At 64.4% G+C, this 23,775-nt stretch carries 22 protein-coding genes and 2 pseudogenes; 4 read left to right on the top strand and 20 right to left on the bottom strand.

Annotated elements, in window-relative coordinates; genetic code table 11:
* Nucleotides 1-162 precede the first annotated feature (162 nt).
* Together AK81_RS22665 and AK81_RS22670 are read left to right on the top strand one after the other, a co-directional pair.
* Nucleotides 163-1,098, top strand: a complete 936-nt coding sequence (locus AK81_RS22665) for an aspartyl/asparaginyl beta-hydroxylase domain-containing protein (protein ID WP_043202694.1) — start codon at nt 163-165, stop codon at nt 1,096-1,098.
* 451 nt (nt 1,099-1,549) lie between these two features.
* On the top strand, nt 1,550-2,431 hold the full coding sequence (locus AK81_RS22670; RefSeq protein ID WP_043202696.1) for a DMT family transporter: 882 nt from the start codon (nt 1,550-1,552) through the stop codon (nt 2,429-2,431).
* A 3-nt stretch (nt 2,432-2,434) separates the two neighbouring features.
* Here the strand turns inward: AK81_RS22670 and AK81_RS22675 are convergent, their stop codons facing one another.
* From AK81_RS22675 to AK81_RS22755, 18 genes and pseudogenes are all read right to left on the bottom strand, one after another.
* Nucleotides 2,435-2,905, bottom strand: a complete 471-nt coding sequence (locus tag AK81_RS22675; protein WP_043202697.1) for a DUF4265 domain-containing protein — start codon at nt 2,903-2,905, stop codon at nt 2,435-2,437.
* Between the two features lie 92 nt (nt 2,906-2,997).
* Nucleotides 2,998-4,227, bottom strand: a complete 1,230-nt coding sequence (locus AK81_RS22680; RefSeq protein ID WP_043202701.1) for a hypothetical protein — start codon at nt 4,225-4,227, stop codon at nt 2,998-3,000.
* Between the two features lie 194 nt (nt 4,228-4,421).
* Complete coding sequence (locus AK81_RS22685; RefSeq protein ID WP_043202702.1) at nt 4,422-5,381, bottom strand: PDR/VanB family oxidoreductase; 960 nt, start codon at nt 5,379-5,381, stop codon at nt 4,422-4,424.
* Between the two features lie 14 nt (nt 5,382-5,395).
* The gene (locus AK81_RS22690; protein ID WP_043202704.1) at nt 5,396-6,430 is read right to left on the bottom strand and encodes an aromatic ring-hydroxylating oxygenase subunit alpha; all 1,035 of its coding nucleotides are present in this window, start codon (nt 6,428-6,430) and stop codon (nt 5,396-5,398) included.
* 20 nt (nt 6,431-6,450) lie between these two features.
* Nucleotides 6,451-6,678, bottom strand: a complete 228-nt coding sequence (locus AK81_RS22695) for a recombinase-like helix-turn-helix domain-containing protein (protein WP_043202705.1) — start codon at nt 6,676-6,678, stop codon at nt 6,451-6,453.
* 10 nt (nt 6,679-6,688) lie between these two features.
* Nucleotides 6,689-7,657, bottom strand: coding sequence for a VOC family protein (locus AK81_RS22700; RefSeq protein WP_043202706.1), 969 nt, complete (start codon nt 7,655-7,657; stop codon nt 6,689-6,691).
* Complete coding sequence (locus tag AK81_RS22705; protein WP_043202708.1) at nt 7,654-9,144, bottom strand: aldehyde dehydrogenase; 1,491 nt, start codon at nt 9,142-9,144, stop codon at nt 7,654-7,656. The genes AK81_RS22700 and AK81_RS22705 overlap by 4 nt, the downstream gene beginning before the upstream one ends.
* A gap of 10 nt (nt 9,145-9,154) precedes the next feature.
* The gene (locus AK81_RS22710; RefSeq protein ID WP_043202710.1) at nt 9,155-9,958 is read right to left on the bottom strand and encodes an aspartate dehydrogenase; all 804 of its coding nucleotides are present in this window, start codon (nt 9,956-9,958) and stop codon (nt 9,155-9,157) included.
* A gap of 10 nt (nt 9,959-9,968) precedes the next feature.
* Nucleotides 9,969-11,651: a thiamine pyrophosphate-binding protein gene (locus AK81_RS22715; protein WP_043202712.1), complete on the bottom strand. Its 1,683-nt coding sequence runs from the start codon at nt 11,649-11,651 to the stop codon at nt 9,969-9,971.
* Entirely contained in the window at nt 11,644-12,441 is a 798-nt protein-coding gene (locus tag AK81_RS22720) for an SDR family oxidoreductase (RefSeq protein WP_043202713.1), read from the bottom strand. Before AK81_RS22720 ends, AK81_RS22715 begins: the two co-directional genes overlap by 8 nt.
* Before the next feature lies 1 nt (nt 12,442).
* Entirely contained in the window at nt 12,443-13,261 is an 819-nt protein-coding gene (locus AK81_RS22725) for an IclR family transcriptional regulator (protein ID WP_154100833.1), read from the bottom strand.
* Between the two features lie 5 nt (nt 13,262-13,266).
* Nucleotides 13,267-14,124, bottom strand: a complete 858-nt coding sequence (locus tag AK81_RS22730; protein WP_043202717.1) for an alpha/beta fold hydrolase — start codon at nt 14,122-14,124, stop codon at nt 13,267-13,269.
* Between the two features lie 4 nt (nt 14,125-14,128).
* Nucleotides 14,129-14,563: pseudogene (locus tag AK81_RS30865) on the bottom strand (cupin domain-containing protein); the annotation flags it as partial.
* Between the two features lie 3 nt (nt 14,564-14,566).
* Nucleotides 14,567-15,298: pseudogene (locus AK81_RS30870) on the bottom strand (SDR family oxidoreductase); the annotation flags it as partial.
* The gene (locus tag AK81_RS22740) at nt 15,295-16,071 is read right to left on the bottom strand and encodes an ABC transporter permease (RefSeq protein ID WP_043202718.1); all 777 of its coding nucleotides are present in this window, start codon (nt 16,069-16,071) and stop codon (nt 15,295-15,297) included. The pseudogene AK81_RS30870 and the gene AK81_RS22740, both read right to left, overlap by 4 nt.
* Nucleotides 16,072-16,100: 29 nt before the next feature.
* On the bottom strand, nt 16,101-17,102 hold the full coding sequence (locus AK81_RS22745; RefSeq protein ID WP_050491936.1) for an ABC transporter substrate-binding protein: 1,002 nt from the start codon (nt 17,100-17,102) through the stop codon (nt 16,101-16,103).
* A gap of 31 nt (nt 17,103-17,133) precedes the next feature.
* A complete protein-coding gene (locus tag AK81_RS22750) occupies nt 17,134-17,979 on the bottom strand; it encodes an ABC transporter ATP-binding protein (RefSeq protein ID WP_043202719.1) in 846 nt (281 codons plus the stop codon).
* A gap of 302 nt (nt 17,980-18,281) precedes the next feature.
* Nucleotides 18,282-19,163, bottom strand: coding sequence for a DMT family transporter (locus tag AK81_RS22755; RefSeq protein ID WP_043202720.1), 882 nt, complete (start codon nt 19,161-19,163; stop codon nt 18,282-18,284).
* Nucleotides 19,164-19,411: 248 nt separating this feature from the next.
* Between AK81_RS22755 and aceK the strand changes: the two genes are divergently transcribed.
* Nucleotides 19,412-21,121: a bifunctional isocitrate dehydrogenase kinase/phosphatase gene (gene aceK / locus AK81_RS22760; RefSeq protein ID WP_043202723.1), complete on the top strand. Its 1,710-nt coding sequence runs from the start codon at nt 19,412-19,414 to the stop codon at nt 21,119-21,121.
* A gap of 129 nt (nt 21,122-21,250) precedes the next feature.
* On the opposite strand, the gene AK81_RS22765 is transcribed toward aceK, so the two are convergent.
* A complete protein-coding gene (locus AK81_RS22765) occupies nt 21,251-22,111 on the bottom strand; it encodes a DUF6279 family lipoprotein (RefSeq protein ID WP_043202726.1) in 861 nt (286 codons plus the stop codon).
* A gap of 130 nt (nt 22,112-22,241) precedes the next feature.
* Between AK81_RS22765 and AK81_RS22770 the strand changes: the two genes are divergently transcribed.
* Nucleotides 22,242-23,078, top strand: a complete 837-nt coding sequence (locus tag AK81_RS22770) for a CvfB family protein (protein ID WP_016498413.1) — start codon at nt 22,242-22,244, stop codon at nt 23,076-23,078.
* A gap of 5 nt (nt 23,079-23,083) precedes the next feature.
* Here the strand turns inward: AK81_RS22770 and AK81_RS22775 are convergent, their stop codons facing one another.
* Nucleotides 23,084-23,464, bottom strand: a complete 381-nt coding sequence (locus AK81_RS22775; protein WP_043202730.1) for a hypothetical protein — start codon at nt 23,462-23,464, stop codon at nt 23,084-23,086.
* Nucleotides 23,465-23,775 lie beyond the last annotated feature (311 nt).

Here is a 23,775-nt window from a genome sequence, read left to right on the forward strand (position 1 = left end):
CCGCTGATCCGACGCAACGTTTGGCGGCCTGGTTTATTGCAAAATCTTCATCAATGCGATCCCGCCCGGGTTGTTTTTACCGCGGCGGGATCAGTTTATGATGGCAGGATGATTTTCAGGAGCCAGGCTGCGCAGCCCTGTCTCCTTTCCAAGGAGTGAAGCATGACCTTTTCCTTTGCAGCCAAGGCGGGTGTCCTGCTGGTGTTTTTCGGCAGCGTGCTGTTCGTGCACCTGCGCGGCAAGGCTCGCCTGCCGGTGTTGCGCCAGTTCGTCAACCATTCGGCGCTGTTCGCCCCCTACAACGCCCTGATGTACCTGTTTTCCGGCGTGCCGTCCAAGCCCTACCTGGACCGCCAGCGCTTCCCTGAGCTGGACGTGCTGAAGGACAACTGGCAGGACATCCGCGAAGAGGCCATGCGCCTGTTCGACGAGGGTTACATCCGCGCCGCCGAAAAGGACAACGACGCCGGCTTCGGTTCGTTCTTCAAGAAAGGCTGGAAGCGTTTTTACCTGAAGTGGTACGACAAACCGCTGCCTTCGGCCGAAGCCCTGTGCCCGCGCACTGTCGAGCTGGTCAGCAGTATCCCCAACGTCAAGGGCGCGATGTTCGCCCTGCTGCCCGGCGGCAGCCACCTGAACCCGCACCGCGACCCCTTTGCAGGCTCGCTGCGCTATCACCTGGGCCTGTCCACGCCGAACTCCGATGCTTGCCGCATCTATGTCGATGGCGAGGAATACGCCTGGCGTGATGGCGAAGACGTGATGTTCGACGAAACCTACGTGCACTGGGTCAAGAACGAGACCGACGTTACCCGCGTTATCCTGTTCTGCGACATCGAGCGCCCGCTGAGCAGCTCGCTGATGACCCGCATCAACCGCCAGGTCAGCGCCTTCCTTGGTCGCGCCACTGCGCCGCAGAACACCGACGACGAGCGTGTGGGCGGGATCAACCAGGCGTATGCCTGGAGCAAACGCTTCAGCAACAAGATCAGCGGCCATGTGAAGCAGTTCAAGCGCGCCAACCCCAAGGCCTACCGCGTGCTGCGGCCGGTGCTGGCGGTGGTGGTGGCTTATTTGCTGTACCGCTGGTTGTTCTGATTGCAGGCCCGGCCTCTTCGCGGGTGAACCCGCTCCCACAGGTACGGCGCTGGCTTCAGGCCCATGCTGTACCTGTGGGAGCGGGGTTATCGGCGAAGAGGCCGGTTCAGGTTATTGCCCAATCAAGAGTTCACCGCTATATTCCGAAACACTTATCTTCCCTGAAGACCTGAACATGCCCGCCATCCCTTCCACCACAAGCTTTGCCCTCGCGCCAGTCGCGGGCATGGTCGTGCGTGGCAGCCAGCAGCCGGTTATGATCAGTCATTACCCACCACCTGTCAGTGGCGTTGTAGGCGGCGTAGCTCCGCCTCCCTGCGTGGTCGTGCTGGGCTGATCGGCTTTCTGCCGAACCCCTTCGCACACGCAACCTACTGAACACGGTCGGCTACTTCCCCAGCTGAAGTTCACGCCCACCGTTCGGCTTTTTTGCCCGAATACAGGTGCATACATGTCTGTCTTTTCCAAAACTTCCGTGGCCTCGGCGGCCACTACCAGCCTGTTCGTCCTGCTGTGGAGCAGCGGGGCAATCGTCTCCAAGTTGGGCCTGGCGCATGCCAGCCCGTTCGCCTTTTTGCTGTTGCGCTCGGCGCTGGCCTTGGCCGGCCTGTTGTTGATCGGCCCGCTGCTGGGGCTGCGCTGGCCGCGCAGCCGGGGGGCGATTCTGCGTGCGCTGGGCACAGGGTGTGTGCTGCTCGGCGCGTATCAGATTTTCTACTTGCTGGCGCTCAATACCCATGTGACGCCTGGCGTCATGGCCACGGTGATGGGGGTACAACCGATCCTCACCGTGGTGCTGATGGAGCGTCAGCGCTCCTGGAGCCGTCTGTTCGGCCTGGGGCTGGGATTGGGCGGCTTGATCATGGTGGTTTACCAAGGCATCAACCTGGGCGGGGTGTCACTGGCGGGGATGCTGTTTGCCCTGCTGGCGCTGGCCAGCATGACCTTGGGCTCGATCCTGCAGAAACGCATCACCGATAACCCCATGGGCACGCTGCCCTTGCAGTACCTGGCCGGCTTTGCCATGTGCGCGTTGTTCGCACCGCTGCAACCACTGCATGTCGAGTGGACCGGCGGCTTTGTCGGCGCGCTGCTGTGGATGGGCCTGGTGGTTTCGTTGCTGGCGACCTTGCTGCTGTATCGGCTGATCGCCAAGGGCAACCTGGTCAATGTCACCAGCCTGTTCTACCTGGTGCCGGCCGTCACTGCGGTGATGGACTTCCTGATCTTCGGCAACCGCCTGGCACCGCTCAGCCTGCTGGGCATGGGGTTGATCGTGGTGGGCCTGCTGTTCGTGTTTCGCAAGCCCGCCGCGCGCCTGGCAGAGGCGTAGGCGTTAGCGGAATTCTTCGGGGATGGCGTGCCTTAGTACGCCTTCCTCGAAGTCCAGCAGGCCGGCTTCGCGCTGGGTGAGCAGGTAGTAGAGCAGGGTGTCGAGCGAACGCGCTGGCGGGACTTCGACGGCCAGCATTCTCACGGCCTTTTCGACTTCGCAGGCGCAGCCGAAATCCTCGAGCGCCATACGCACCTGGTCCAGGTCGCCTGCGGCTTTTACAAGAACGCGGAACACCGAAGCGCCGCCACTTTGCAGCAGGGCCGCGAACCAGGATTGTTCGCCGTCTTCACGAATGCAGATGGTATCGCCGGGTGCGATGCCGTAGGCATAAAAGGGAATGCTGTCGACCTGGTAACCGGTTGCCGTGGGTTTTGCCCAGAGCCCTTCGACCGAAGCGGGTGGGTAGCCTTGGGCATCCTGCTCCAGGCGCCAGAGCACAATCTTGTAGGCTGGGGTTTGCTCGGGGGGCATGGGGCATTACGTGTCAGGGGGGCTGCCTATCGTAATGCGCTTTGCGGGTGTTGTCTGTACCGGCCTCATCGCCGGCACAGACAGATAAGGCGTTAGAAGTAATACCCGATGTTGATGTTGGTCCGGTAATACCAGTCATTGCTGCCCACCGAGCTGGTGCTGGTCCAGCCCGTGCCATTTTCCGCCCCACCAAACGGGTTGGCGTTGCGCGCCCAGGTCAAGTCGACCCAGGCCATGATCGGCATGGCCAGGAACTGCGCGCCGACGGTGAACATCTGCGAATCGTCCCAGCCGTGCTCATCCTTCATCATCCGGCTGTAGTCGGTGTAGAGCTTTATCTTCTTCAACTGCCCAAGCTTGGGGGTGAACACGTCATAGCCAAGGTTGACTGCGGCGATGTTCGCCTTGGCGGCGATCAGGTAAGCCGGGGTCAGGCCGTTGCCGCCCATCAGTACCGCGCTGTCACTGACGCCGGCCGGGTTTTTCGGGTTGTATTCATAGCGGATCGCCTGGCCCGTCAACGTCCAGGGGCCTTTGTTGAACAGCGCATGCACACCGCCTGCCCAATAGTCGCCATCGTCATGGGTGGTGGCGTTGTACAGTTCGGCAGCGGCCAGCGAAGCGCCCAGCTCGGTCTTCCAGCCGTCGCCTGTGAAGGTTCGGGCAACACGGGCGTTGACCTGGTTGCGCTTTTCGTTGTCCTGGCGCGACTGGGTGAAAGGTACGGCATTGTCGTCAAGGTCGGCGTAGCGCCCGACCTCCGGCGAGTAGCGCAGGCTTGAGGGCAGCATGCGTGGGAAGTAGCCCAGTTGCAGGTCCCACTGCGCATCCTTGTAGCTGTATTTCAGGCCCGTGCCGGCGCTGACGCCATAGCCCATGAAAAATGGAATGTGATAACTCCAGCCGAACTGCGGGTAAGGCTCCAGGCCGAACGGCTTGAACGGCGCGCCGAGTTGCAGGTTGGCTTGCGGGCTGAAGCGGTAGCCGATGTAACCGCGGTCGATGGAGCGCTTGCCGTCGTCCTGGAACCAGTAGCCGACATCGCTGAACAGCTGGCGGTGGCTGGCCTGCACATCGATGCGAAAGGTATCGAACAGCAAGCGGCCGTTGTTTTCCGTGGTGTCCCAGTGTTCGTCGCGGTAGTTGACGCGCAGGGCGCCGCCGATGTCCAGGCTGCTCTGGCCGTCGTCGCTGCGCCAGGCAACGTGCGGGAAGGGCTTTTTCGCGGTGGGTGGCTGGTCCGGGGCGGCGGGGCCGGGTTCGGAGGCGAAGCTGGTGCAACTGCCGAGAATCAGACCGAGGCTTATCAGATATCTGTTCATGCTGTGCCCTGCAAGGTTGGAGCAGTTTTCGCAGGCAGCAGCGGGCCCTCACCCTTTTGACAGGGTGTTTCGAGGGGATAGCTGGCTGAAGGCGAAAACTGCTGGCTGGTTTATTGTTCTAGTTTTTTTGGTGTGTCTGTGCTGGCCCGTTCGCGGGTAAATCGGATCGCCGCGAAAGGGCCAGCCCAGTCAACTCAGAGGTCGAGCACCAGGCGCCGGCTTTTGCAGCCCGACACGCAGACCATCATCGATTTGTTCGCCGCACGTTCGGCTTTGGTCAGTACGCCGTCGCGGTGGTCGATATCGCCGTCCAGCACCCGCGTTTCGCAAGAGCCGCATACACCCTCGCGGCAGCTGTACTCGATATCGCAGCCGGCTTCGAGCAGCACGTCCAGCAGGTTCAACCCAGGCTCGACGCTAACGGTCCTGCCCGACTTGCTCAGCTCGACGCTGTAGCTGTCCTGGGCATCTTGCGACGGTGCCACTTCGGCGGCGGTAAACCGCTCGATGTGCGCATGCGGGTACCCCAGGCGTTCGCAGGCCTGCTCGAAGGCATCCAGCATCGGCGTCGGCCCGCAGCAGTAGAAGTGCGTGTCCGCAGGGCGCCCGGCCAGGTAACTGGCCAGGTCCGGCAGGCCGCCTTTCTCGTCGTTGAAGTGGTACAGCACCTTTGCACCCAGCCCGGTGATCTCCTCCACCAGCGCCGCTTCGGCGCGCGAGCGGGCGCAGTAGACCAGTTCGGCCGAGCGTCCCAGCGCCAGCAACTGGCGGAACATGCAGTAGATCGGCGTGATGCCGATGCCGCCGGCCACCAGTACGCTGTGGCTGGCGCGGGTGTCGAGGGCGAAGTTGTTGCGCGGTTGGGAAATCTGCAACTGCGTGCCCACCCGCAGTTGCTCGTGAACGTAGCGCGAGCCGCCGCGGCTGGCACGGTCACGCAGGATACCGACCACATAGCGGCCCTGGTCGCTCGGCGCGTTCAGCAGCGAGTAACTGCGCACCAGGCCGTTGGGCAGGTGCAGGTCGATGTGCGAACCGGCCTCGAACGGCGTGAACACGGTATCGCCCCACGGGCGCAGCTCGACGCTGATGATGCCTTCGGCTTCATGGCGCAGGGTATGCACCAACGCGCTGATGGTGGAGGAGTTGGACATCGGTCACCTCATGCTCAGGCCAGTTGCCGGGTTTCGATCAGGGCCAGCTGTTCCTTGGCCTTGCCCTTCAGGTAACGGCGCAGGCGCACCACGCCAAGGTCGTGCTGGTAGAGGTTTTCGCGCTGGTTGGCGTCGAACTCCATGAACTCCAGCAACACCCGGTCCTGCTCCAGCACCGCCCAGTGGCGCGCCTCCAGGCGGTTCTTGTAGAGGAAGCGCCAGGTGTCGCGCTGCCAGCCGCTCAGCCGCCGCGTGCGCCAGTGGAATACTGCCGACAGGGCGCGGCTGCTAGGGGTGTAGCTGGCGACAATCGAGAAATTGCCGCCCGGGCCACCGGTCTTCGGGTAGGGGATTTCAAGGCGCAGCCAGTGGCAGCCGTTGTCGAGGAATTCGGTCCAGTCGAAGTTGACCCCGCGCTGGCCTTCCTTCTCGAAGAAGAAGCCCTGGTCGGTGTCGCGGGTGACGAATTTGGCGGTAGCCTCACCCTCGCTCATCGAATGCGACATCTTGTGCAGGTAGGTGCCGTGCATCGGGTCCATGACGTTGTCGAGCACGTAGCGGTAGTCGCCTTTCCACTCGGTGTAGCAGAGGAAGCTGCTCCACTCGGGCGAGCTCAGCTGTTCGGGCAGTACCAGCTCTGGCGGTGTGTCCAGGTTCGGCTCGGTGGCGTTGAACAGGAAGATCGCGCCAGCGGCCTCGCGGGTATGGAACATCCGCGTCGGGCGGCTGCCTTCAAGCTTGCAGCCGGGGCTGCCGGGCACTTTGGTCACGGTGCCGTCACAGCGCACTTCGACGCCGTGGTACGGGCACTGCAGGCGGTCACCCAGTACCGGCCCCTGGGACAACGGCGCACCGCGGTGCGGGCAGTGGTCTTCGAGGGCATGGACGCTGCCGTCGTTGTCGCGCCACAGGGCGATCTTGTAGCCCAGGCGGCGAATCGAGACGGGTTTCTCGCCGAGCAGCTCCGACGGTAATACCGGGAACCAGAGGTCTTTCAGGCCGTTGGCCAGGTGGTTTTCAACAGGGTCGACGGTGATCTGCATGTTCATCTTGTTCTACCTCCGGCGGGTCATTCGCCCAGCCGTGCCATCAGGGTTTTGAAAGTGTCTTCGGTCCATTCACCGCGGGTCAGCGGGCAGGGCGGACCGGCCAGGTTCAGGTGCGCAATCAATTCGCCCAGTTCGCTCACGCCGTTGCCGTAGGCGCGTTCGATCGAGTCGCCGAGCAGGTCTTCGAACGGCGTGTTGGGGCGTTTGCGGGCCTGATGCGGCTGCAGGTAAACCTCGGGTGTGCTCATGGGATTGGCCTCAATTGTTCTTGGGTTTGTCGGTGAGGAACTTGCCTTGCGGTGCTTCGATATGCTGCTGGCGCCGGGTGTTGCCATCGATGCCACCGGCGATCGCCCATTCGGCGAACACGGTCGGGCCGGGTTCGAATTCGCGCGGCTGCCAGTCGCCGGTCAGTTGGTCTTCGTCGGCGTAGTACTCGACCAGTGCGCCTGCGGGGTTCTTGAAGTACCAGAAGAACGCCGACGACACCGGGTGCCGGCCCGGGCCGATTTCGGTGGCCCAGCCACAGCGGGAAATGTGCATGCCGCCACCAAACACTTCGTGCAGGTCACGCACGGTGAAGGCCACGTGGTTGAGCCCGGCACGTGGGGCCGGCAGCTGCAGCATGAACAGGTCGTGGTGGCCGCCTTCCTCGGCGGTGCGCAGGAAGGCGCCGCGGTTGGGGTAGCGGTCCGAGGCCTGGAAGCCGAAACGCTCGTGGTAGAACGCTTCGCAGGCATTCACATCCTTGACGAAGAACACCACGTGGCCCACTTCGATGGGCGTGGCACGTTCGTAGACCGGCGCCGGCTTGTTGATCCGGCCCTTGGTCTCCCAGGTGTTGTGGCCGCTGCATTCGATGTCCAGCGGGCGTTTGCGGGTGACCTGCAGGCGGATCGCCAGGCCATTGGGGTCGGTGCAGCCGATGCGGCCGTTGCCTTCGACAAAACCCGGGTCGTTGGCGATGCGCTGGCTGTACAGTGCCAGGTCCGCCTGGCTTGCCACGCCCCAGACCACTTCGCGCACGGTCGAGCCGGGTTCGATGGCCGGCGGCAGGCCGGGTTTGTCGATGGCGGCCAGTATCACGCGGCAACCATTGAGGGTTTCGAAGATCACCTCGTCGGGCTGCTCGCTGACCTTGCTCAGCCCCCAGTCGGCGAAGAAGCGCGCGCAGGTGGCGAGGTCTTCCACGCCATAGGTGACTTCGTCGATGCCCAGTACGCTCATTGCCCTGCCTCCACGCCGGCCCACGCCAGCGGCTGTTGGTTCATGCCCCAGTAGAGGCTCTTCTGTTCCATGTACTGCAGAATGCCCAGGCGGCCTTTTTCGCGGCCAAGACCGCTGTCACGCCAGCCGCCGAACGGTGTCGAGATGGAAAACTGCTTGTAGGTGTTGATCCATACCGTGCCGGCCTGCAGCTTGCGGCCCAGGGCCCAGGCGCGTTTGTAGTCGCGGGTCCAGATGCCGGCGGCCAGTGCGTAGAGGCTGTCGTTGGCCTGGGCCAGCAGCTCGTCTTCGTTGTCGAATGGCATGGCCACCAGCACCGGGCCGAAGATTTCTTCCTGGCACACCTGCTGGTGGTTGCCCAGGCCTTCGAGGATGGTCGGCGGGTAGAAGTAGCCTTGGTCGAACAGCCCGCCGCGCGGGCGTTCACCGCCCAGGCGCAGGCGGCCACCTTCGGCCAGGCCCAGGGCCACGTAGCGTTCCACCGACTCACGGTGCGCAGCGCTGATCAGCGGGCCCATCTGCGTGCGTTCGTCGGCCGGGTCGCCCAGGCGCAGCTGCGCGGCAGCGGCGGTCAGGCGAGCCATGAACGGTTCGTACAGGGCACGGGCGACGAACAGCCGCGACCCTGCGATGCAGGCCTCGCCCGAGGAGCTGAAGATGCCGTACAGCACACCGGCCACGGCGTGGTCGAGGTCGGCGTCTTCGAGGACGATGGTTGGCGACTTGCCGCCCAGCTCCAACGACACCGGCATCATCTTGTCGGCGGCAATATGGGCGATGTGCTTGCCGGTGCGGGTGCCGCCGGTGAACGAGACGCGCTTGACCAGCGGGTGGCGGGTCAAGGCGTCACCGAGCAGCGAGCCCTTGCCCGGCAGCACGCTGATCAGGCCCTTCGGCAGCCCGGCGTCTTCGCAGATGCGAGCTAGCTGCAGGGCCAGCAGCGGGGTGATTTCCGCTGGCTTGATCACCACCGCGTTGCCGCCGGCCAGGGCCGGGGCAACCTTTTGCGCCTCGCTGGCGATCGGCGAGTTCCACGGCGTGATCGCTGCGACCACGCCCATGGGCTCGTACACGCTCATGCTGATGAAGTCGCCGCGTGACGGGGTGATGGTTTCTTCCAGGGTTTCGCAGGCGGCGGCGAAGAACTGGAAGGTGCCGGCCGCGCTGGCGACCAGGGCGCGGGTTTCGTTGATCGGTTTGCCGTTGTCCTGGCGCTGCAGTTGCGCCAGCTCTTCGGCGCGCTCGCGGATCAGTTCGGCGGTGCGGTACAGCACGGCGGCGCGTTCGTGCGGTTTGCGCTGGGCCCAGCCGCTGTGCAGGAAGGCGTGGTGCGCGCCCTGTACGGCGGCCTCGACATCCTCAAGGCTGGCGGCATTGAGCCAGGCGACCGGCTCGCCGGTGGCCGGGTAGCAGGTGGCGTAGCGTTCGCCGCCGCCCAGGCGCCAGGTGCCGGCGATGCAGATGGGCAAGGTCTGTTCCAGTGTCATTGGCAGTCCCCTAGATGGAAATGGCATGGGCGTGGTTGCCAAGGGCGCGCACCACGCTGTAGACGGTCAGCGCCGAGGTCTTCGGGTTGGCTGCCAGCGGCTTGCCGCGCAGGCTCATCTCGAAGCGGCCGAAGGCGCCGCGGGCTTCGACCTGGTGCACGTTTTCTTCGCTGTGCGGGTCGGCGATCAGGGTCACGCGGGTGCGGTCCAGGCCGAGCCCTGCCAGCGACAGGGTGGCGGCGACGTTGGCGTTCTTGGGGTACAGCCGCGCCGCTTCACGGGCGCTGCCGTCGAAGATCACCGTCGCTTCGCTGAGGCTGTCCAGCGTGCACACCTGCTCGGCCGGGGTGTTCTTCCAGGCCTGCGCCGGTTTGCGGCCGGTGTAGTTGACGGCGTCGAGCCCGCCAACCTTGGCGGCTGACAGGGCATCGATGCCGCCGATGGCACCTGGCAGCAGTTCGATGCGGGTATTGCCGCGTGCCGCCGCCGCTTCCAGGCGTTCGACCAGGCCGGGTTCGGACAGCGCGCCGACCGAGACGATCAGGCAGGCGATGCCGCGCTCCAGCGCCGGCAGCACGTGCTCTTCGATGGCCTTGTGGCCGGCGCACTCGACCAGCAGGTCGGGGCGCGCATCGGTGGCCAGCGCAGTGAGCACCCGGGGCGGCTGGCGAAAGCTGGCCAGGCGCTGGCGCACCAGCGCTTCGGAGCCGGCCGAAGCGATCACCGCATCGACGCACAGCTGTGGGTCTTGCTCCAGCAATTCGAGCACGCCGACGCCAATGGCGCCGCAGCCGATCATGGTGATATGCAACATGGCGGGGTCCTCAGGCCGTAGCCTTCTGCGCCTTGGTTTCGCTGTTGGGCGGGCCGGCGAACTGGGTGGCGAAGCCACCGACGCTGAGCATGTCCACTTCCAGCAGGAACGGGCCTTGTGTGCCCAGGGCACCTTCGAGCACGTTGCCGAAATGGTTCAGGTCGCTGACCAGGCCATGGCGCAGGCCGAGCGATTCGGCGAGCTTGCTGTAGTCGGGCGTGTGCAGTTCGACGTAGGCATGGCGTGCGCCGTAGATGGCATCCTGGATGTTGCGGATCACGCCATAGCGCTGGTCGTTCATCAGCAGGATGACCACATTGGCCTTCTCCTGGACCAGCGTTGCCAGTTCACCCAGGTTGAGGATGAAACCACCGTCGCCTGCCAGGGCGAACACCTTGCGCCCGGGTGCGGTTTCCGCCGCTGCTACCGCCGCGCCAATGCCCATCGCCAGGCCCTGGCCGATGCCGCCACCGAGGGCGTGCACGCCGGACAGCGGGTGGTAGAGGTTGAGCAGGCGGTTGCCCCAGATGCTGTTGGACAGGGTCACGTCGCGCACCCAGGTGAAGTTGCGCCCGGTTTGCGCCTGCAACTGCTCGACCAGCGCCGAATACGGGCCAAGGTCGGCGACCAGTTGCTTGCGGGCCTGCTCGCGCACGGCCTTGAGTTCGGCCAGGAAGTTCGGATCGATGTTCAGGCGGCCCTGCAGGCGGTCGGCCAGGCCTTCCAGGGCCAGCGCGGCGTCGCCGCAGATGAACAGGTCACTGGGGTAGCTTCGGCCTTCGATGGCCGGGTTGACGTCGATGCGCAGGGTGGTGCGTGGCAGCTTCAAGGCATACTTGAAGGTCTCGTTGCTGCGCAGGCGCGAGCCCGCCACCACCAGCGCGTCGCAGGTCTGCATGAAGCCTTCGACCAGCTTGTTCTGCGAGAACGCGCCCAGGCAGCGCTCGTCATCCTCGTTGACCACGCCACGGCCCTGGGTCGAGGTGATCACACCGACACCCATGTCCAGCAGGCGCTTGACCTGTGCGCCGGCATGCCGGGCGCCGCCGCCAAGCCATAGCAGAGGGCGGGTGGCGTTGGCCAGGCGCTCGGCCACCAGGTCGAGGGCTTCGGCGGCGGGGGCGGCGACCGGGATCGGCAGCGGTGACAGGTCGGTCGGCATGGGAATGAAGGCCGACTGGATGTCGATCGGGATTTCCACGCTGACCGGGCCGGTGGGGGCGGTCAGCGCGGTCTGCACGGCCAGCTTCAGGGTACTGAGCGCGGTCTCCACGCTGCGTACGCGGAAGGCTGCCTTGGACACCGCCTTGAGCATGGTCAGTTGGTCGCGCGCTTCGTGGATGTAGGCCAGTTCCTGGTCCAGGTACGGGGTTTCGATCTGCCCGGTGATGTGCAGCAGCGGCGTGCCGGCGGTGAGTGCTTCGACCATCGCCCCGGCAGCGTTGCCGGCGGCGGTGCCGGTGGAGGTCAGGCATACGCCCAGGCCACCCATGCTGCGGGCATAGGCATCGGCCATGTTGGTTGCCCCGGCTTCACCGCGGGCCATGACGAAGCGGATGTTGCCGCGTACGGCGAAGGCATCGAGGATCGGCATGTTGTGGATCGAGATCACCCCGAACGCCGCCTTGACGTCGCATTGCTCAAGGAACGCGGTGATGACGGCACCGACGGTGACAGTGTTTTCGTTACGCATGGCGGGACAGGCCTCCGGATACATCGATATGACTGCCAGTGGTGTAGGCCGACAGGGGTGAGGCGAGGAACAGGATCGCCTGCGCCGCCTCCTTCGGCAGGCCAAGGCGGCCCAAGGGGATTTGTTTGCGTTGTGCCAGCTGCGCGGTCCATTGCGCCCAGTCCAGCTCGCGCTCTTCGCGGGCCTCGAAACGGCGGCGCCATTGCCCGGACTCGACCAGGCCGATGAGGATGCCGTTGACCCGGATGCCGTGTTCGGCAAACTCGAAGGCCATCGAGCGCACCAGGTTCTTCAGCCCCGCACGGGCGGCCGAGGTGGCCACCATGTGCGGTTCCGGCTGGCTGGCCAGCAGCGAGTTGACGCAAACGATGGAGGCGTTGGCCTGGCCTTGCAGTTGCGTCATGAAGGCACGCACCGGGTGGATGACCGAAAAGAACTTCAGTTGCAGTTCGTCGTTCCAGGCCTCGTCGGTGGTGCTTGCAAAGGTCGACACGCGGCCTTGGCCTGCGTTGTTGACCAGCACCTGGGCCGGGCCGAGTGCGGCTTGGCTGGCAGTTGCAAAGGCCTGCACGGAACCGGCGTCGAGCACGTCGCACACCTGGGCCAGCAGGCGCGCCTCGGGGAAGCGGTCGCGCAACCGCGCCTCGGCGCTGCGCAGGCGGTCTTCGTTGCGCCCGCAGAAGGCCACGCGGGCGCCGGCTTCGAGCAGCAGCTCGACGCAGGCGTAGCCGATGCCCGACGAGCCGCCGGTGACGATCACCGTGCTGTCGTGGAGTTGATAGGGGTTCATCTCAGTCCCTCATCAGCGCGGTGACGCGGCCGTGGCCTGCGTTGGGTGTGTAGTTGAGCAGCCGCGACAGCTCATCGGCGCTGTTACGGACCTGGCCCAGCAGGTTGTCGAAATTGACATGGCCGATCTGCACGGTGGGGATGGTCAGGCCGAGCGCGGCGACCACCTGGCCACTGGCGTCGCGTACCGGTGCTGCCACTGTGGAGATGGTCGACTCGAAGAAGCCTTCGCCGCTGACGTAGCCGCGCAGGCGGTCGGCCTGGACCAGGTCGAACAGCTCCAGCACGGTCTTCGGCGTGCACGGCGAAAACTGCTCCAGGTGCTCTTCCGGGTACAGCTCGCGCAATTCGCCGAGGCTAAGGTCGGCCAGCAGGATGCGCCCCAGCACGGTGGCATGGGCCGGCAGGCGGGTACCGACGGTGACCGCGCTGGAGAACACCGACGGCGGCGACACCTTGGCCACGTAAACGATCGAGCGGCCGTCGCGCACCACCAGGTTGCTCGGGTAGTTGAGGTGGTCGCACAGCCGTGCCAGCAGGGGTTGGCCGAGCTCGGTCAGTTCCAGCGAGGCCAGGTACTCGAAGCCCAGGCGCAGCACCGACATCCCCAGGCGGTACTCGTTGCCGCTGCGGGTGACGAAGCCCATGGTTTCCAGGGTGGTCAGCAGGCGGAAGATGGTCGAGCGTGGCAGCGACAGGCGTCGGGCCAGCTCGGGGGCAGTCAGGGTGCGGTTCTGCCGGCTGAATTCGCACAGCAGTAGCAGGCCGCGTTCCAGCCCCGGGACAATGTACTTGTCCTGGTTTTCCTTAAACGGATCCATATCGTTCATAGCACGCTACCTGTGAGAGAGGCGTCCAGGGCGCGGGCCAGCAGGCCCGTCACCGTGTCGGGTTGTTCGATGGCGCAGGCATGGCCGGCGCCGGGTATCAGCTTGAAAGGCGCGCCCAGGGCAGCGGCCAGGGCCTGGCAGTCGTCGGCGCGGGTGATGCCGTCGGCGCTGCCGCCGTGTACTTCGCAGGGCACCGCCAACGGCGCGTAGCGCAACAGGTGATCACCGCACAGCAGTTCGATGGCCTGGCGGTAGCCATGTGGCTGTAGCCGCGCCATGTTCCATTGCACCCAGCCCAGTGCCTCGTTGCTGGCGCTGGCGGACAGCAAGTGCGCACTGCGTTCGCGGGCCATCTGCTCGATGCCCATGTGCTCCAGGCTGTGCAGGCGTTTGCTGCGCACCGCCTGGCCTTGTTCGGGTTGCGCACCGTAGCCGCGCGCAGGGCTTAGCAGCACCAGGCGGCTGACGCGTGCCGGGTGGGCCTGGGCGAACGCGGCGGCGGTCAGTGCGCCGAGGGAATGGCCGACCAGCACGCAGCGCTCGATGGCCAAGGCGTCGAGCATCTGCAGCAGGCGCCCGGCGTAGTCGTGGGCCTCGGGCGCTGCCATTGGCAATGGTGTGGACTGGCCGTAGCCCGGGGCGTCCCAGGCGATCACCCGCGCCCGCTCGCTCAGGCCCTGGGCCACCTGCAACCAGCTGGCTGCGCCCGAGCCGATGCCGTGTAGCAGCACCATGGCTTGGCCACTGCCGGCTTCGCGCACTGCCTGCCGCCCCTGGGCCAGGCGCAGCAGGCGCTCGGGGAAGCACTGGTCGAGCTGCGCGAGCAGCGGGGCGATGGGGGTGATCGGCAGCATCGGCTTACCCGCGCTTGATCGATGCCAGCGGGTGCGCTGGCGGGTAGGTCGGGGTCACCGGCTTCTTGGCGCCGAGCATCACGCACATCAGCGCGTCTTCATCGCCCACGTTGATCTCTTCGCGGTACACCCCGGGTGGTACCGAAATCAGGTCGCGGTCGGTGAGGATGGTCTCGAAGCGCTCGCCATCCTTTTCGATGATCACCTTCAGCTTGCCGCGCAACACGAAGAACACTTCCTCGACGTCGGTGTGCAGGTGCGGCGGGCCTTCGTGGCCGGCCGGGATGACCATGGTGGAGAAGGTGAAGTGCTCGGACGGGATGGTGTTCATGTCACTGCTCACACCGGTGCCGCCAGTGCCCACGTAGCGCATCTGCGCGCGGCGGAACTTGGGGTCGTAGTCGGCCTGGAACTTCAGCGCATCCCAGTCGTAGCGGCGGGGCTGTCCAGTGATGAAGCGCGACAGGTCAGACAGGGCGAACAGCACCGCGCCACTGACGTCGTCGGGCAGTTGCGGGCGCTGGATGGCACGTTGTTCGGTGTACATACGGTGGCGGGCCTCGGGCACGTAGGCGGTGGCCTCCACCAGCACCAGCCCGGGGGCGATGGCGTTTACGGTGATGTTGGCATTGCCCAGCTCGCGGGCCAGGCTGCGGGTCATGGCAATCACCGCGCCTTTGCTGGCGACATACGCCAGCAGGTTCGGTGCACCCCACAGCGGGGTGTCGGAGGCCAGGTTGATCACCGCACCGCGGCCGCTTTCACGCAGCGCCGGCAGGGCGGCGCGGGTCATCAGCCAGGTGCCGCGCACGTTGACTTGCATGACCTGGTCCCAGGTCTCGATGTCCAGCTCCTCGCAGCTCTTGCCGCCGGAGTTGGTGATCGAGGCGTTGTTGACCAGGCCGTCGAGGCCGCCCAGGCGCTTGACCGTGCGTTCGATGCAGGTGTCGATCGACTCGGGGCTGGCCAGGTCCAGGCTGACGCCCGTGACATCCAGGCCCATGCCGCTCAGTTCGCAGGCGGCTTGCTGTACGCGGCCGGCGAGCACATCGGCGATGACCACCCGGGCGCCGGCCTGGGCGATGGCTTGGGCAAAGGCATAACCCAGGCCGCGGGCACCACCGGTGACCAGCACCCGGCGGCCTTCGAGAAGGTTGTTGAAGCTGCTCATCATTGGCTACTCAGCATGGCTTTGGGGAGGTAATGGAGCACGCGTTTTTCGGCCCAGACCACGGCGCCGTAGGCGAGCACGCCGATCAGGGTGAGCATGACGATGGCGACGAACACCCCGGCGGTGTTGCCCTGGCCTTCAGCGTCCACCAGCAGGAAGCCCAGGCCCTGGTTGCCACCGACCAGTTCGCCGACGGTGACGCCGATGACCGCGAGGGTGGAGGCAATGCGCAAGCCGGAAAAAAGCGCGGCCATGGCCGAGGGAAACTCGACCAGGCGGAAGATCTGCCAGCGGCTCGCATTCATGGTGCGCACCAGGTTGATCATGTCCGGGTCGACGGTGCGGATGGCCGAGAGCACGTTGATCATCACCGGGAAGAACACGATCAGGATGGCGATCAGGATCTTCGGGTAGATGGTGTAGCCCAGCCACATCACGAACAGCGGGGCGAAGGCCACCTTGGGGGCGATCTGCAGGGCCAGGATGTACGGCGACAGCATGGCCTCGGCCGACGGCGACAGGCCCAGCGACACGCCGATGGCCACACCCAGCAGGGCGCCAAGGGCGAAGCCGACGATGATCTCGAAGGCAGTGATCAGGGTATGTTCGAGCAGGTTGCCGGACTGCCACATCAGCAGGCTTTCCTGGGCTACCCGGCTCAGTTGCGGCATGACGAACTCGGGCATGCCGACCAGCCCCGGGCCCCATTGCCAGAGCACCAGAAACAGGACCAGCAGGGCGACGCTGCCGGCCACGGACGGATTGAGGTTTCTCATCGGGCGTTTACCTTGTTATTGCCGGGCCTTTACTTGGCCGCGGTGCGGGTTTCGATGAACTGGTTGCTGTAGAGCTCGTCGAGCTTGGTTTCGCGGGGGACGATGCCCTCGCTGACATAGAACTTGCGCACCGCATCCAGGCGTGCCGGGTCGATACGGCCGAGCACCGGCTGGCCGGCGTAGACGTACTCCACATACAGGCGCAGGGTTTTTTCCAGCGACGCTTCCTTGCCGGCGTAGGCCGGGACGGCGCGGGCAAAACTGGCGGCGGCGGCCTTGGGGTCGTCGATGATGTCCTGCAGGCCGCGCAGGGTGGCCTGGACCACGCCGCGGACGATCTGCGGGTGATGTTCGATGGCGTCGTCAGAGGCGAGGATGGCCTGTGCCATGCTCTCGAACACTTGCTCGCGAGGGATCAGCGAGTACTTGAGCCCGGCGTCCTCGGCGTTGATCACCCAGTCCGGTACCCCGGCCATGGCCTGGGCCTTGCCGGCCGAAAACAGCTGCCACACCCCGGACGGGCCAGCGGCCTGGATGTTCACATCGTCCTTGCCCAGGCCCGCCTTGCGCAGCGAGGCAAGCAGGGCGTAGTAGGTGGTGTCGGAGTAGGACATCACCGTCAGCGTCTTGCCCTTGAGCTGCTGGATCGTCTGGATGTTCTCGCTGGCATTGGTGGCGATCATGGTTACCCCGCCGCCACCGAGCACCGCCACCGTGCGCACCGGGATGCCGTTGGGGCGGACGATGATCGGGGTGTCGCCGATGGCGCCGCCGACCAGTGCGTTGCCGGCGCCGATCTGCTTGGCCACGTCGACGCCGCCCTTGGCGGCGATGAAGGTCACGTCCAGGTCCTGGGCCTGGTAGTAGCCCTTTTCCTTGGCGATGATCCACGGCGCGAATGCCGGCAGGCTGGGCGGCGCGGGCAGCAGGTAGGTGACCTTGGTCGGCTCGGCCTGAACCTGGGCGGCCAGGCTCAGTGCCAAGGCAGCCAGGGTGGTGTGTGCCACGCGCTTGAGGTGTGTGGTGAACATGCTAACTCCCGAGTGGTGAGTGGGGCGTCGGTCAGTGCAGGTCGAGGTCTTCGCCGACCTTGAGCAGATCCATCAGGCGGCCGGCGAGCGGGCCGATTTCCGGCAGCTTGCGGCGCTCCAGCGGGTTGTTGCGGTACGGCAGGTCGATCTCGATTTCCTCGATGATCGTGCCGGGGCGTGCGCTCATCACCAGCAGGCGGTCGGACAGGGCGATGGCCTCGACCAAGTCATGGGTGATGAACAAGGCTGTCTTCTTTTCCTCGAACAGCATCTGCGCCAGGTCCTGTTGCAGGATCATCTTGGTTTGCGCATCGAGGGCCGAGAACGGCTCGTCGAGAAACAGCACCTGCGGGTCGATCGCCAGGGTGCGGGCCAGCGCGGCGCGCTGGCGCATGCCGCCGGACAGCTGGAACGGGTAGTGGTCGGTGAAGCCTTGCAGGTGGCAACGCTTGAGCAGGTCCTCGGCGATGACCTTGCGCTGGGCGGCGGGCATGCCCTGGATCTCCAGGCCCAGCTCGACGTTGCGACGGATGCTGCGCCACGGCATCAGCAGGTCTTTCTGCAGCATGAAGGCGACTTTCGGGACCGGGCCGTTGACCGCTTCACCGCTGACCAGCACTTCGCCCTCGGTGGGCCGGTACAGGCCAGAACCCATGTTGAGGATGGTGCTTTTGCCACAGCCGGAAGGGCCGATGATGGACACCACTTCGCCGCGACGGATCTTGAAGTTCACACCACGGATGGCGAACGGGGCATCGGTTCGCCCTTTGGCCGGGAACGCTTTGCCGACATTACGGAATTCGATTTCCGTCTGGGCTTCGTTGCGCTGAGGTTCATGCCATTGCGGGGCGATTGCGTACATCTCTTTCACAGCCATGGGAATGCTCTCTGGTCTGTTTTATAGGTGATACGCCGTTTAGTGCATGAACAATGCCAAGTACAAACTTTCGTGTAATTATCAATAAAGTTATTGTTTATTAATAACTTGCGATTTCAGGGTGGTTTAGTGGTTGTTTTATATATGAAACATGGTTTTTTATATGGCACGAAAATGCCCAGCAACCGCGCATGAATTTATATTCGTGCGAGGGAACTGGGCATTTGGGGTAACGCAGGCGGGTGTGGTTTTACAGGTGAAACGGTGGCGGTCGGGCTGCACGGCAGCCCCCGTGAAATCTATCAGGCACTGCGCCGTGCGGGCTTGAGCACAAGCCACAGTGCTGCGGCAATCAGCAGGCCGCCGTACAGGTGCCCCATGGACAGCGACTCGTCCAGCAGCCATGCCCCCCACAGTACGCCGAACACTGGAATGAGGAAGGTCACGGTGCTGGCCTTGACCGGGCCGATTTCTTCCAGCAGGCGGAAGTACAGGATATAGGCGAACGCCGTGCACAACAGGCCCAGGCCCAGCAGCGACAGCCACACCTGCCAGCCGCCCCAGCTGGCAGGCGGTTGGCTAAGCGCGCTCCACGCGAACAGCGGGCTTAGCAGCAAGGTGGCGCCGAGCATGCTGCCCAGCGCTGACAGGCGGCTGTCCAGGCCGCTGATCCAGCGGCGGGCAAGGAAGCCGGCAAAGCCGTAGCAGGTGGTGGCCGCCAGGCAGGCGAGGGCGCCTTGCAGCAGGGCCATGTCCAGCGCTACCGGGCCGGCGCCGCTGAGGATGCCGACGCCAAACAGGCCCAGGAAGATGCCGCACAATTTGGGCAGGGTCATGGGCTCACGGAAGAACAGCATGCCGATCAGCACGCCCATCAGTGGCGTGGTGGCATTGAAGATGGCCGAGTAGCCAGCAGGCAATACCTGAGCGGCGACGGAATAGAAGGTGGCGGGGATACCGGAGTTGATCATGCCCAGTACCAGGCAGGCGCCAAGCTTGCCCTGGAAGTCCCAACGCACGCGGGCGACGGCGACGATGCCAATCAGGCCCAGGCAGGCAATGGACACGCGGAAGAACGCGGTCGGCACCGTGCCCAGCTCGGGGGCGATGATGCGCATGAACAGGAAGCTCGCCCCCCAGACGGCAGCAAGGGTCAGCAGGCGGGCTAGGGCGATGGGGCTCACGGCAGTCTCCGGGTACAGGGCAGGGCGCGAGTGTACGTCAGGGGGCGGGGGGATTCTTGTGCTTTCTTGCGGTGCAATCCTGTACCGGCCTTTTCGCGGGTGAACCCGCTACCACAGGTACACCACAGGCTTCAAGGACCGTGCTTGACCTGTGGGAGCGGGTTTACCCGCGAAGAGGCCGGCACAGGCTCCACACCCTCGAGAGTGCGACTAAGCTGTCTATCTCACCCCGCACCGAGGTGTCCCGCATGACCCAGCACTGGCCTGCCGGCGAGATCGCCCGGATGATCCTCGATGGCTTTGACGACTACCGCGAGCATTTCCGCCGCATCACCCTGGGTGCCCGCGAACGCTTCGAACAGGCGCGCTGGCAAGATAGCCAGCGGGCAGCCGCCGCTCGGATCAACCTGTACGAACAGAAAGTCGGCGAGGTCAACGGCTGGCTGCGTGATGCGTTCGATGACGAGGTGCTGCTGGCGGTCGAGCAGTGGCCTTTGGTGAAAAGTGCCTATATACGGCTGATCGACCCGCGGCTGGACGATGAACTGTCGGAGACCTGGTACAACTCGTTGTTCTGCAGCCTGTTCAGCCATGACCAGATCAGCGACGGCTGCATGTTCATCCACACCACCCGGCCGTCGATCCGCAGCCGCCAGCGCGCTGCACAAACCTCTACCTATCGCCCCGATGGCAACCTCAAGGGCCTGTTGCGGGCGATCCTCGCCAACTACGCATTCGCCTATGGCGACCTTGAAAGCGACGTGTCACGCCTTGAGGAGCAACTGCGCGAGTGCCTGCCCGACTGGGTGTGCAAAGACCCGACGCTGGCGGTGGAGCTGTTTTCGCCGGTGCTGTACCGCAACAAGGGCGCCTACCTGGTCGGCCGGCTGTACAACAGCGATGAGCAGTGGCCGCTGGTGATCCCGCTGCTGCACCGTGAAGGGCACGGTATCGAGGCCGACGCGCTGATTACCGACGAAGCCGAGGTGTCGATCATTTTTTCCTTCACCCGCTCCTATTTCATGGTCGATGTGCCGGTGCCGGCAGAGTTCGTCAACTTCCTCAAGCGCATCCTGCCGGGCAAGCACATTGCCGAGCTGTACACCTCCATCGGTTTCTACAAGCACGGCAAGTCGGAATTTTACCGGGCGCTGATCAACCACCTGGCCGGCAGCGACGACCGCTTCGTCATGGCACCCGGGGTGCGCGGCATGGTCATGAGCGTGTTCACCCTGCCGGGCTTCAACACCGTGTTCAAGATCATCAAGGACCGTTTCTCGCCGTCAAAGACCGTGGACCGCGCCACGGTGATCGACAAGTACCGGCTGGTGAAAAGCGTCGACCGCGTCGGGCGCCTGGCCGATACCCAGGAATTTGCCGATTTTCGCTTCCCGCGTGGCAAGTTCGAGCCGGAGTGCCTGGCCGAACTGCTGGAGGTGGCGCCGTCGACGGTGGCACTGGAGGGTGACACGGTACTGATCCGCCACTGCTGGACCGAGCGGCGCATGACGCCGTTGAACCTGTACCTGGAGCATGCCAGCGAAGGCCAGGTGCTGGAGGCGCTGGAGGATTACGGCCTGGCCATCAAGCAGCTGGCGGCGGCGAACATTTTCCCCGGCGACATGCTGCTGAAGAACTTCGGCGTTACTCGCCATGGTCGGGTGGTGTTCTACGACTATGACGAGATCAGCTTCCTGACCGAAGTGAACTTCCGCCATATTCCGCCACCGCGTTACCCCGAAGACGAGATGTCGGGCGAGCCGTGGTACTCGATCGGGCCACATGACGTGTTCCCCGAAGAGTTTCCGCCGTTCCTGTTTGCCGATATGGGCCAGCGGCGTTTGTTCAGCCGCTTGCATGGGGAGTTGTACGACGCGGATTACTGGAAGGGGCTGCAGGCAGCGATTCGCGAGGGAAAGGTGATTGATGTGTTTCCGTATCGGCGCAAGGCCCGGTAAATGCTTGGCTTGTCCTGGCCCTATCGCCGGCAAGCCAGCTCCCACAGGATTATCACAGGGCTGAGCTTTCTCGGGTACCTGTGGGAGCTGGCTTGCCGGCGATAGGGCCAGGACAGGCAACCAGTGACTTCAACCCTTCAAACACTTCAACTCACTGAAGTCGGTGCGCACCTTGCCCAGTTTTTCTTGCAAAAACCGCCGCTGTTGCGGGGTGCTCTGCTGCACCAGGTCCACCAGCAAACTACGCGCCTGTTGTTCGGTATTTTGAAACGCCGAGCGGTATTCAGGCGTCCACAAACTTTCCTTGCGCTGCAACAGTGTCGCCAGGCGTGGTTCGAAGCTGGCGTCTTTGCGCTGGTTCATCGCCAGCATCAATTGCTGCTGCCAGTGGGCACGGTTGGTAATCCATTCGCGGTTCTGGTCGCCCAGCGCCTGCGACCAGGCCTGCACCCGCTGCTTCTGCTCCGCTGTCAGCTCGCCCAGCCAGGGCGTCAGGCGTTTTTCCATGCGCTCGGTACGGCGGGCGATCTGTTTGGGCAGCGGCGTATCCACATACTGCTTCTGCCGTTCGCTGATGTCCTCGCGAAAGGCGTCGCGCATTTCCGCCACCTGCCTGTCGCTCATGCCGCGCAACAGCTCGGTGGCCGACGGGGTGATTTCCTCCGCCACCCGGCCAATCGCCTCACGGGCCTCGCGGGTGCGTTGCTGCAGGGCCTGGTCGGTCACCTGGCCATCGGCGACCATGGCGCGTACCCGGTCCAGCCAGTCGAGGTAGCCGGGCAGCTGGGTCTTGCAATGCCAGGCCAGGTGCTCGCGCAAGCGGTCGTCGAGCAAGGCCTTCTGCTCGCTGTTCATGTCCAGGTAATCGCCCAGCGACCACGGCACCAGGCGGTCGAGGTTGCGGTAGGCCAGGTCGATACGGCTGCAGGCGGCCAAAGCCAGGGCGAAGCCGATGGCGATGAGCAGGGCTTTGGACAGGCGGAGAGGCATGTGCTGTTCCTTGCAATGGCTGGCCACACGGTAGACGCAAGGGGCTGCTGACGGTTCCACTGCATCAGCGGTCGGGCGGCCCGCTGGCTTCAGGTGTAGAATAGCCGCCTTGTCTGGAGGAACATCGGAAATGGCTCTGCTTGGGCGTTACAACAGTTTGCAAATCGTGAAGCACGTGGACTTCGGTCTGTACCTGGACGGCGGCGCCGATGGCGAGATCCTGCTGCCGGGGCGCTACATCCCGAAAAACGCCGAAACCGAGGTGGATGACTGGCTGAACGTGTTCATCTACCTGGACAGCGAAGACCAGCTGATCGCCACCACCGAGAAGCCCAAGGTGCAGGTGGGTGAGTTCGCCAGCCTCAAGGTCAAGGACATCAACGGTGCCGGTATCTTCCTGGACTGGGGCCTGCCCAAGGACTTGCTGATGCCGTACTCGGAAGAGGCGCGGCAGCTGAAGATCGGCGATTACTGCGTGGTGCACGTCTACCTCGACAAGCGCACCCGCCGCATCACCGCCACGTCACGCCTGGACCGTTACCTTGACGTCACCCCGGCCGACTACAAAGTCGGGCAACCGGTCGAGCTGCTGGTGGCCGGCGAAACGCCGATGGGCTTCAAGGCCATCATCAACAACCGCCACTGGGGCCTGATCCACAAGAACGAGGTGTTCAAGTTCCTGCGTTCGGGCATGCACGAGAAGGGCTTCATCAAGGAAGTGCGCCACGACGGCAAGATCGCCCTGAGCCTGCAACCGGTAGGTGCGGCCCTGGCCGACAGCCTGCAAGAGCAGATCATGGCGCGCCTGGAGGCTGAAGGTGGGGTGTTGGGCGTGTGCGACAAGAGCGACCCGGCGCTGATCAGCAAGCTGTTCAACGTCAGCAAGGGCAACTTCAAGAAGGCCATCGGCGCGTTGTTCAAGCAGGGCCTGATCGTCATCCATGACGATCGTATCGAGAAGGCCTGACCGCCTTACGCCTGTACGAAGTTGCGGAAGTCCAGCTGCTCGCCACCCGGACGGGTGTCGCGCAGCAGCGAGTCGCGGTCGGCGCTGAGGGCCAGGCTGATGGTGGAGCGGCGCTTGCCGGGCTTGCGCACTTCCATCTGCTCCAGGTGAGCCTTGAGGAAGTTGGTGGGCACCTTCAGGTGCTGCAGCTCATCGCTTTCTGGCGTGTGCAGCAGCAGGTTGACCCAGTCGGCCTGGCCCTTGCCCAGCAGCTTCACGGGCACTTCGAACCACCACAGGTTGCGGTTGTTGTCCAGGATGGCGAACAGCGTGTTGCTGCTGTTCAGCACCGGCTTGGCCAGTGCTTCGTTGCGCCGGGCGATGGCGGCGGGTTTGTCGAGTTTCATGCAGGTTCCTGCGGGTTGACGCTATGAAGGCCTGCATTGTGAGGGGTGGCACCGGGCGGGGCAAGGTTTGTAACTTGCGTAGCCTGTGCCGGCCTCTTCGCGGGCTTGCCCGCTCCCACAGGTTTACCACAGGTTTGTAAACCGTGCGGTCCCTGTGGGAGCGGGCAAGCCCGCGGTACAAACCGGAGACATCGTTTACATTCCAAACCGGGGACATGGTTTACAGGCTAATACGCATGATCAGGAGGTATCTGATCATGCCCTGGAATCAAGAGTCCCCCATGGATCAACGAGTCAGATTGATCGGCGAA

The organism is Pseudomonas putida W15Oct28, from assembly GCF_000708715.2.
Classification (GTDB): domain Bacteria; phylum Pseudomonadota; class Gammaproteobacteria; order Pseudomonadales; family Pseudomonadaceae; genus Aquipseudomonas; species Aquipseudomonas putida_R.

Bases quoted from the DNA above. Each gene is read 5' to 3' on its own strand.
- AK81_RS22665 (WP_043202694.1), top strand. From the start codon at position 163: ATGACCTTTTCCTTTGCAGCCAAGGCGGGTGTCCTGCTGGTGTTTTTC.
- AK81_RS22670 (WP_043202696.1), top strand. From the start codon at position 1,550: ATGTCTGTCTTTTCCAAAACTTCCGTGGCCTCGGCGGCCACTACCAGC.
- AK81_RS22675 (WP_043202697.1), bottom strand. From the start codon at position 2,905: ATGCCCCCCGAGCAAACCCCAGCCTACAAGATTGTGCTCTGGCGCCTG.
- AK81_RS22680 (WP_043202701.1), bottom strand. From the start codon at position 4,227: ATGAACAGATATCTGATAAGCCTCGGTCTGATTCTCGGCAGTTGCACC.
- AK81_RS22685 (WP_043202702.1), bottom strand. From the start codon at position 5,381: ATGTCCAACTCCTCCACCATCAGCGCGTTGGTGCATACCCTGCGCCAT.
- AK81_RS22690 (WP_043202704.1), bottom strand. From the start codon at position 6,430: ATGAACATGCAGATCACCGTCGACCCTGTTGAAAACCACCTGGCCAAC.
- AK81_RS22695 (WP_043202705.1), bottom strand. From the start codon at position 6,678: ATGAGCACACCCGAGGTTTACCTGCAGCCGCATCAGGCCCGCAAACGC.
- AK81_RS22700 (WP_043202706.1), bottom strand. From the start codon at position 7,657: ATGAGCGTACTGGGCATCGACGAAGTCACCTATGGCGTGGAAGACCTC.
- AK81_RS22705 (WP_043202708.1), bottom strand. From the start codon at position 9,144: ATGACACTGGAACAGACCTTGCCCATCTGCATCGCCGGCACCTGGCGC.
- AK81_RS22710 (WP_043202710.1), bottom strand. From the start codon at position 9,958: ATGTTGCATATCACCATGATCGGCTGCGGCGCCATTGGCGTCGGCGTG.
- AK81_RS22715 (WP_043202712.1), bottom strand. From the start codon at position 11,651: ATGCGTAACGAAAACACTGTCACCGTCGGTGCCGTCATCACCGCGTTC.
- AK81_RS22720 (WP_043202713.1), bottom strand. From the start codon at position 12,441: ATGAACCCCTATCAACTCCACGACAGCACGGTGATCGTCACCGGCGGC.
- AK81_RS22725 (WP_154100833.1), bottom strand. From the start codon at position 13,261: ATGGATCCGTTTAAGGAAAACCAGGACAAGTACATTGTCCCGGGGCTG.
- AK81_RS22730 (WP_043202717.1), bottom strand. From the start codon at position 14,124: ATGCTGCCGATCACCCCCATCGCCCCGCTGCTCGCGCAGCTCGACCAG.
- AK81_RS22740 (WP_043202718.1), bottom strand. From the start codon at position 16,071: ATGAGAAACCTCAATCCGTCCGTGGCCGGCAGCGTCGCCCTGCTGGTC.
- AK81_RS22745 (WP_050491936.1), bottom strand. From the start codon at position 17,102: ATGTTCACCACACACCTCAAGCGCGTGGCACACACCACCCTGGCTGCC.
- AK81_RS22750 (WP_043202719.1), bottom strand. From the start codon at position 17,979: ATGGCTGTGAAAGAGATGTACGCAATCGCCCCGCAATGGCATGAACCT.
- aceK (WP_043202723.1), top strand. From the start codon at position 19,412: ATGACCCAGCACTGGCCTGCCGGCGAGATCGCCCGGATGATCCTCGAT.
- AK81_RS22765 (WP_043202726.1), bottom strand. From the start codon at position 22,111: ATGCCTCTCCGCCTGTCCAAAGCCCTGCTCATCGCCATCGGCTTCGCC.
- AK81_RS22770 (WP_016498413.1), top strand. From the start codon at position 22,242: ATGGCTCTGCTTGGGCGTTACAACAGTTTGCAAATCGTGAAGCACGTG.
- AK81_RS22775 (WP_043202730.1), bottom strand. From the start codon at position 23,464: ATGAAACTCGACAAACCCGCCGCCATCGCCCGGCGCAACGAAGCACTG.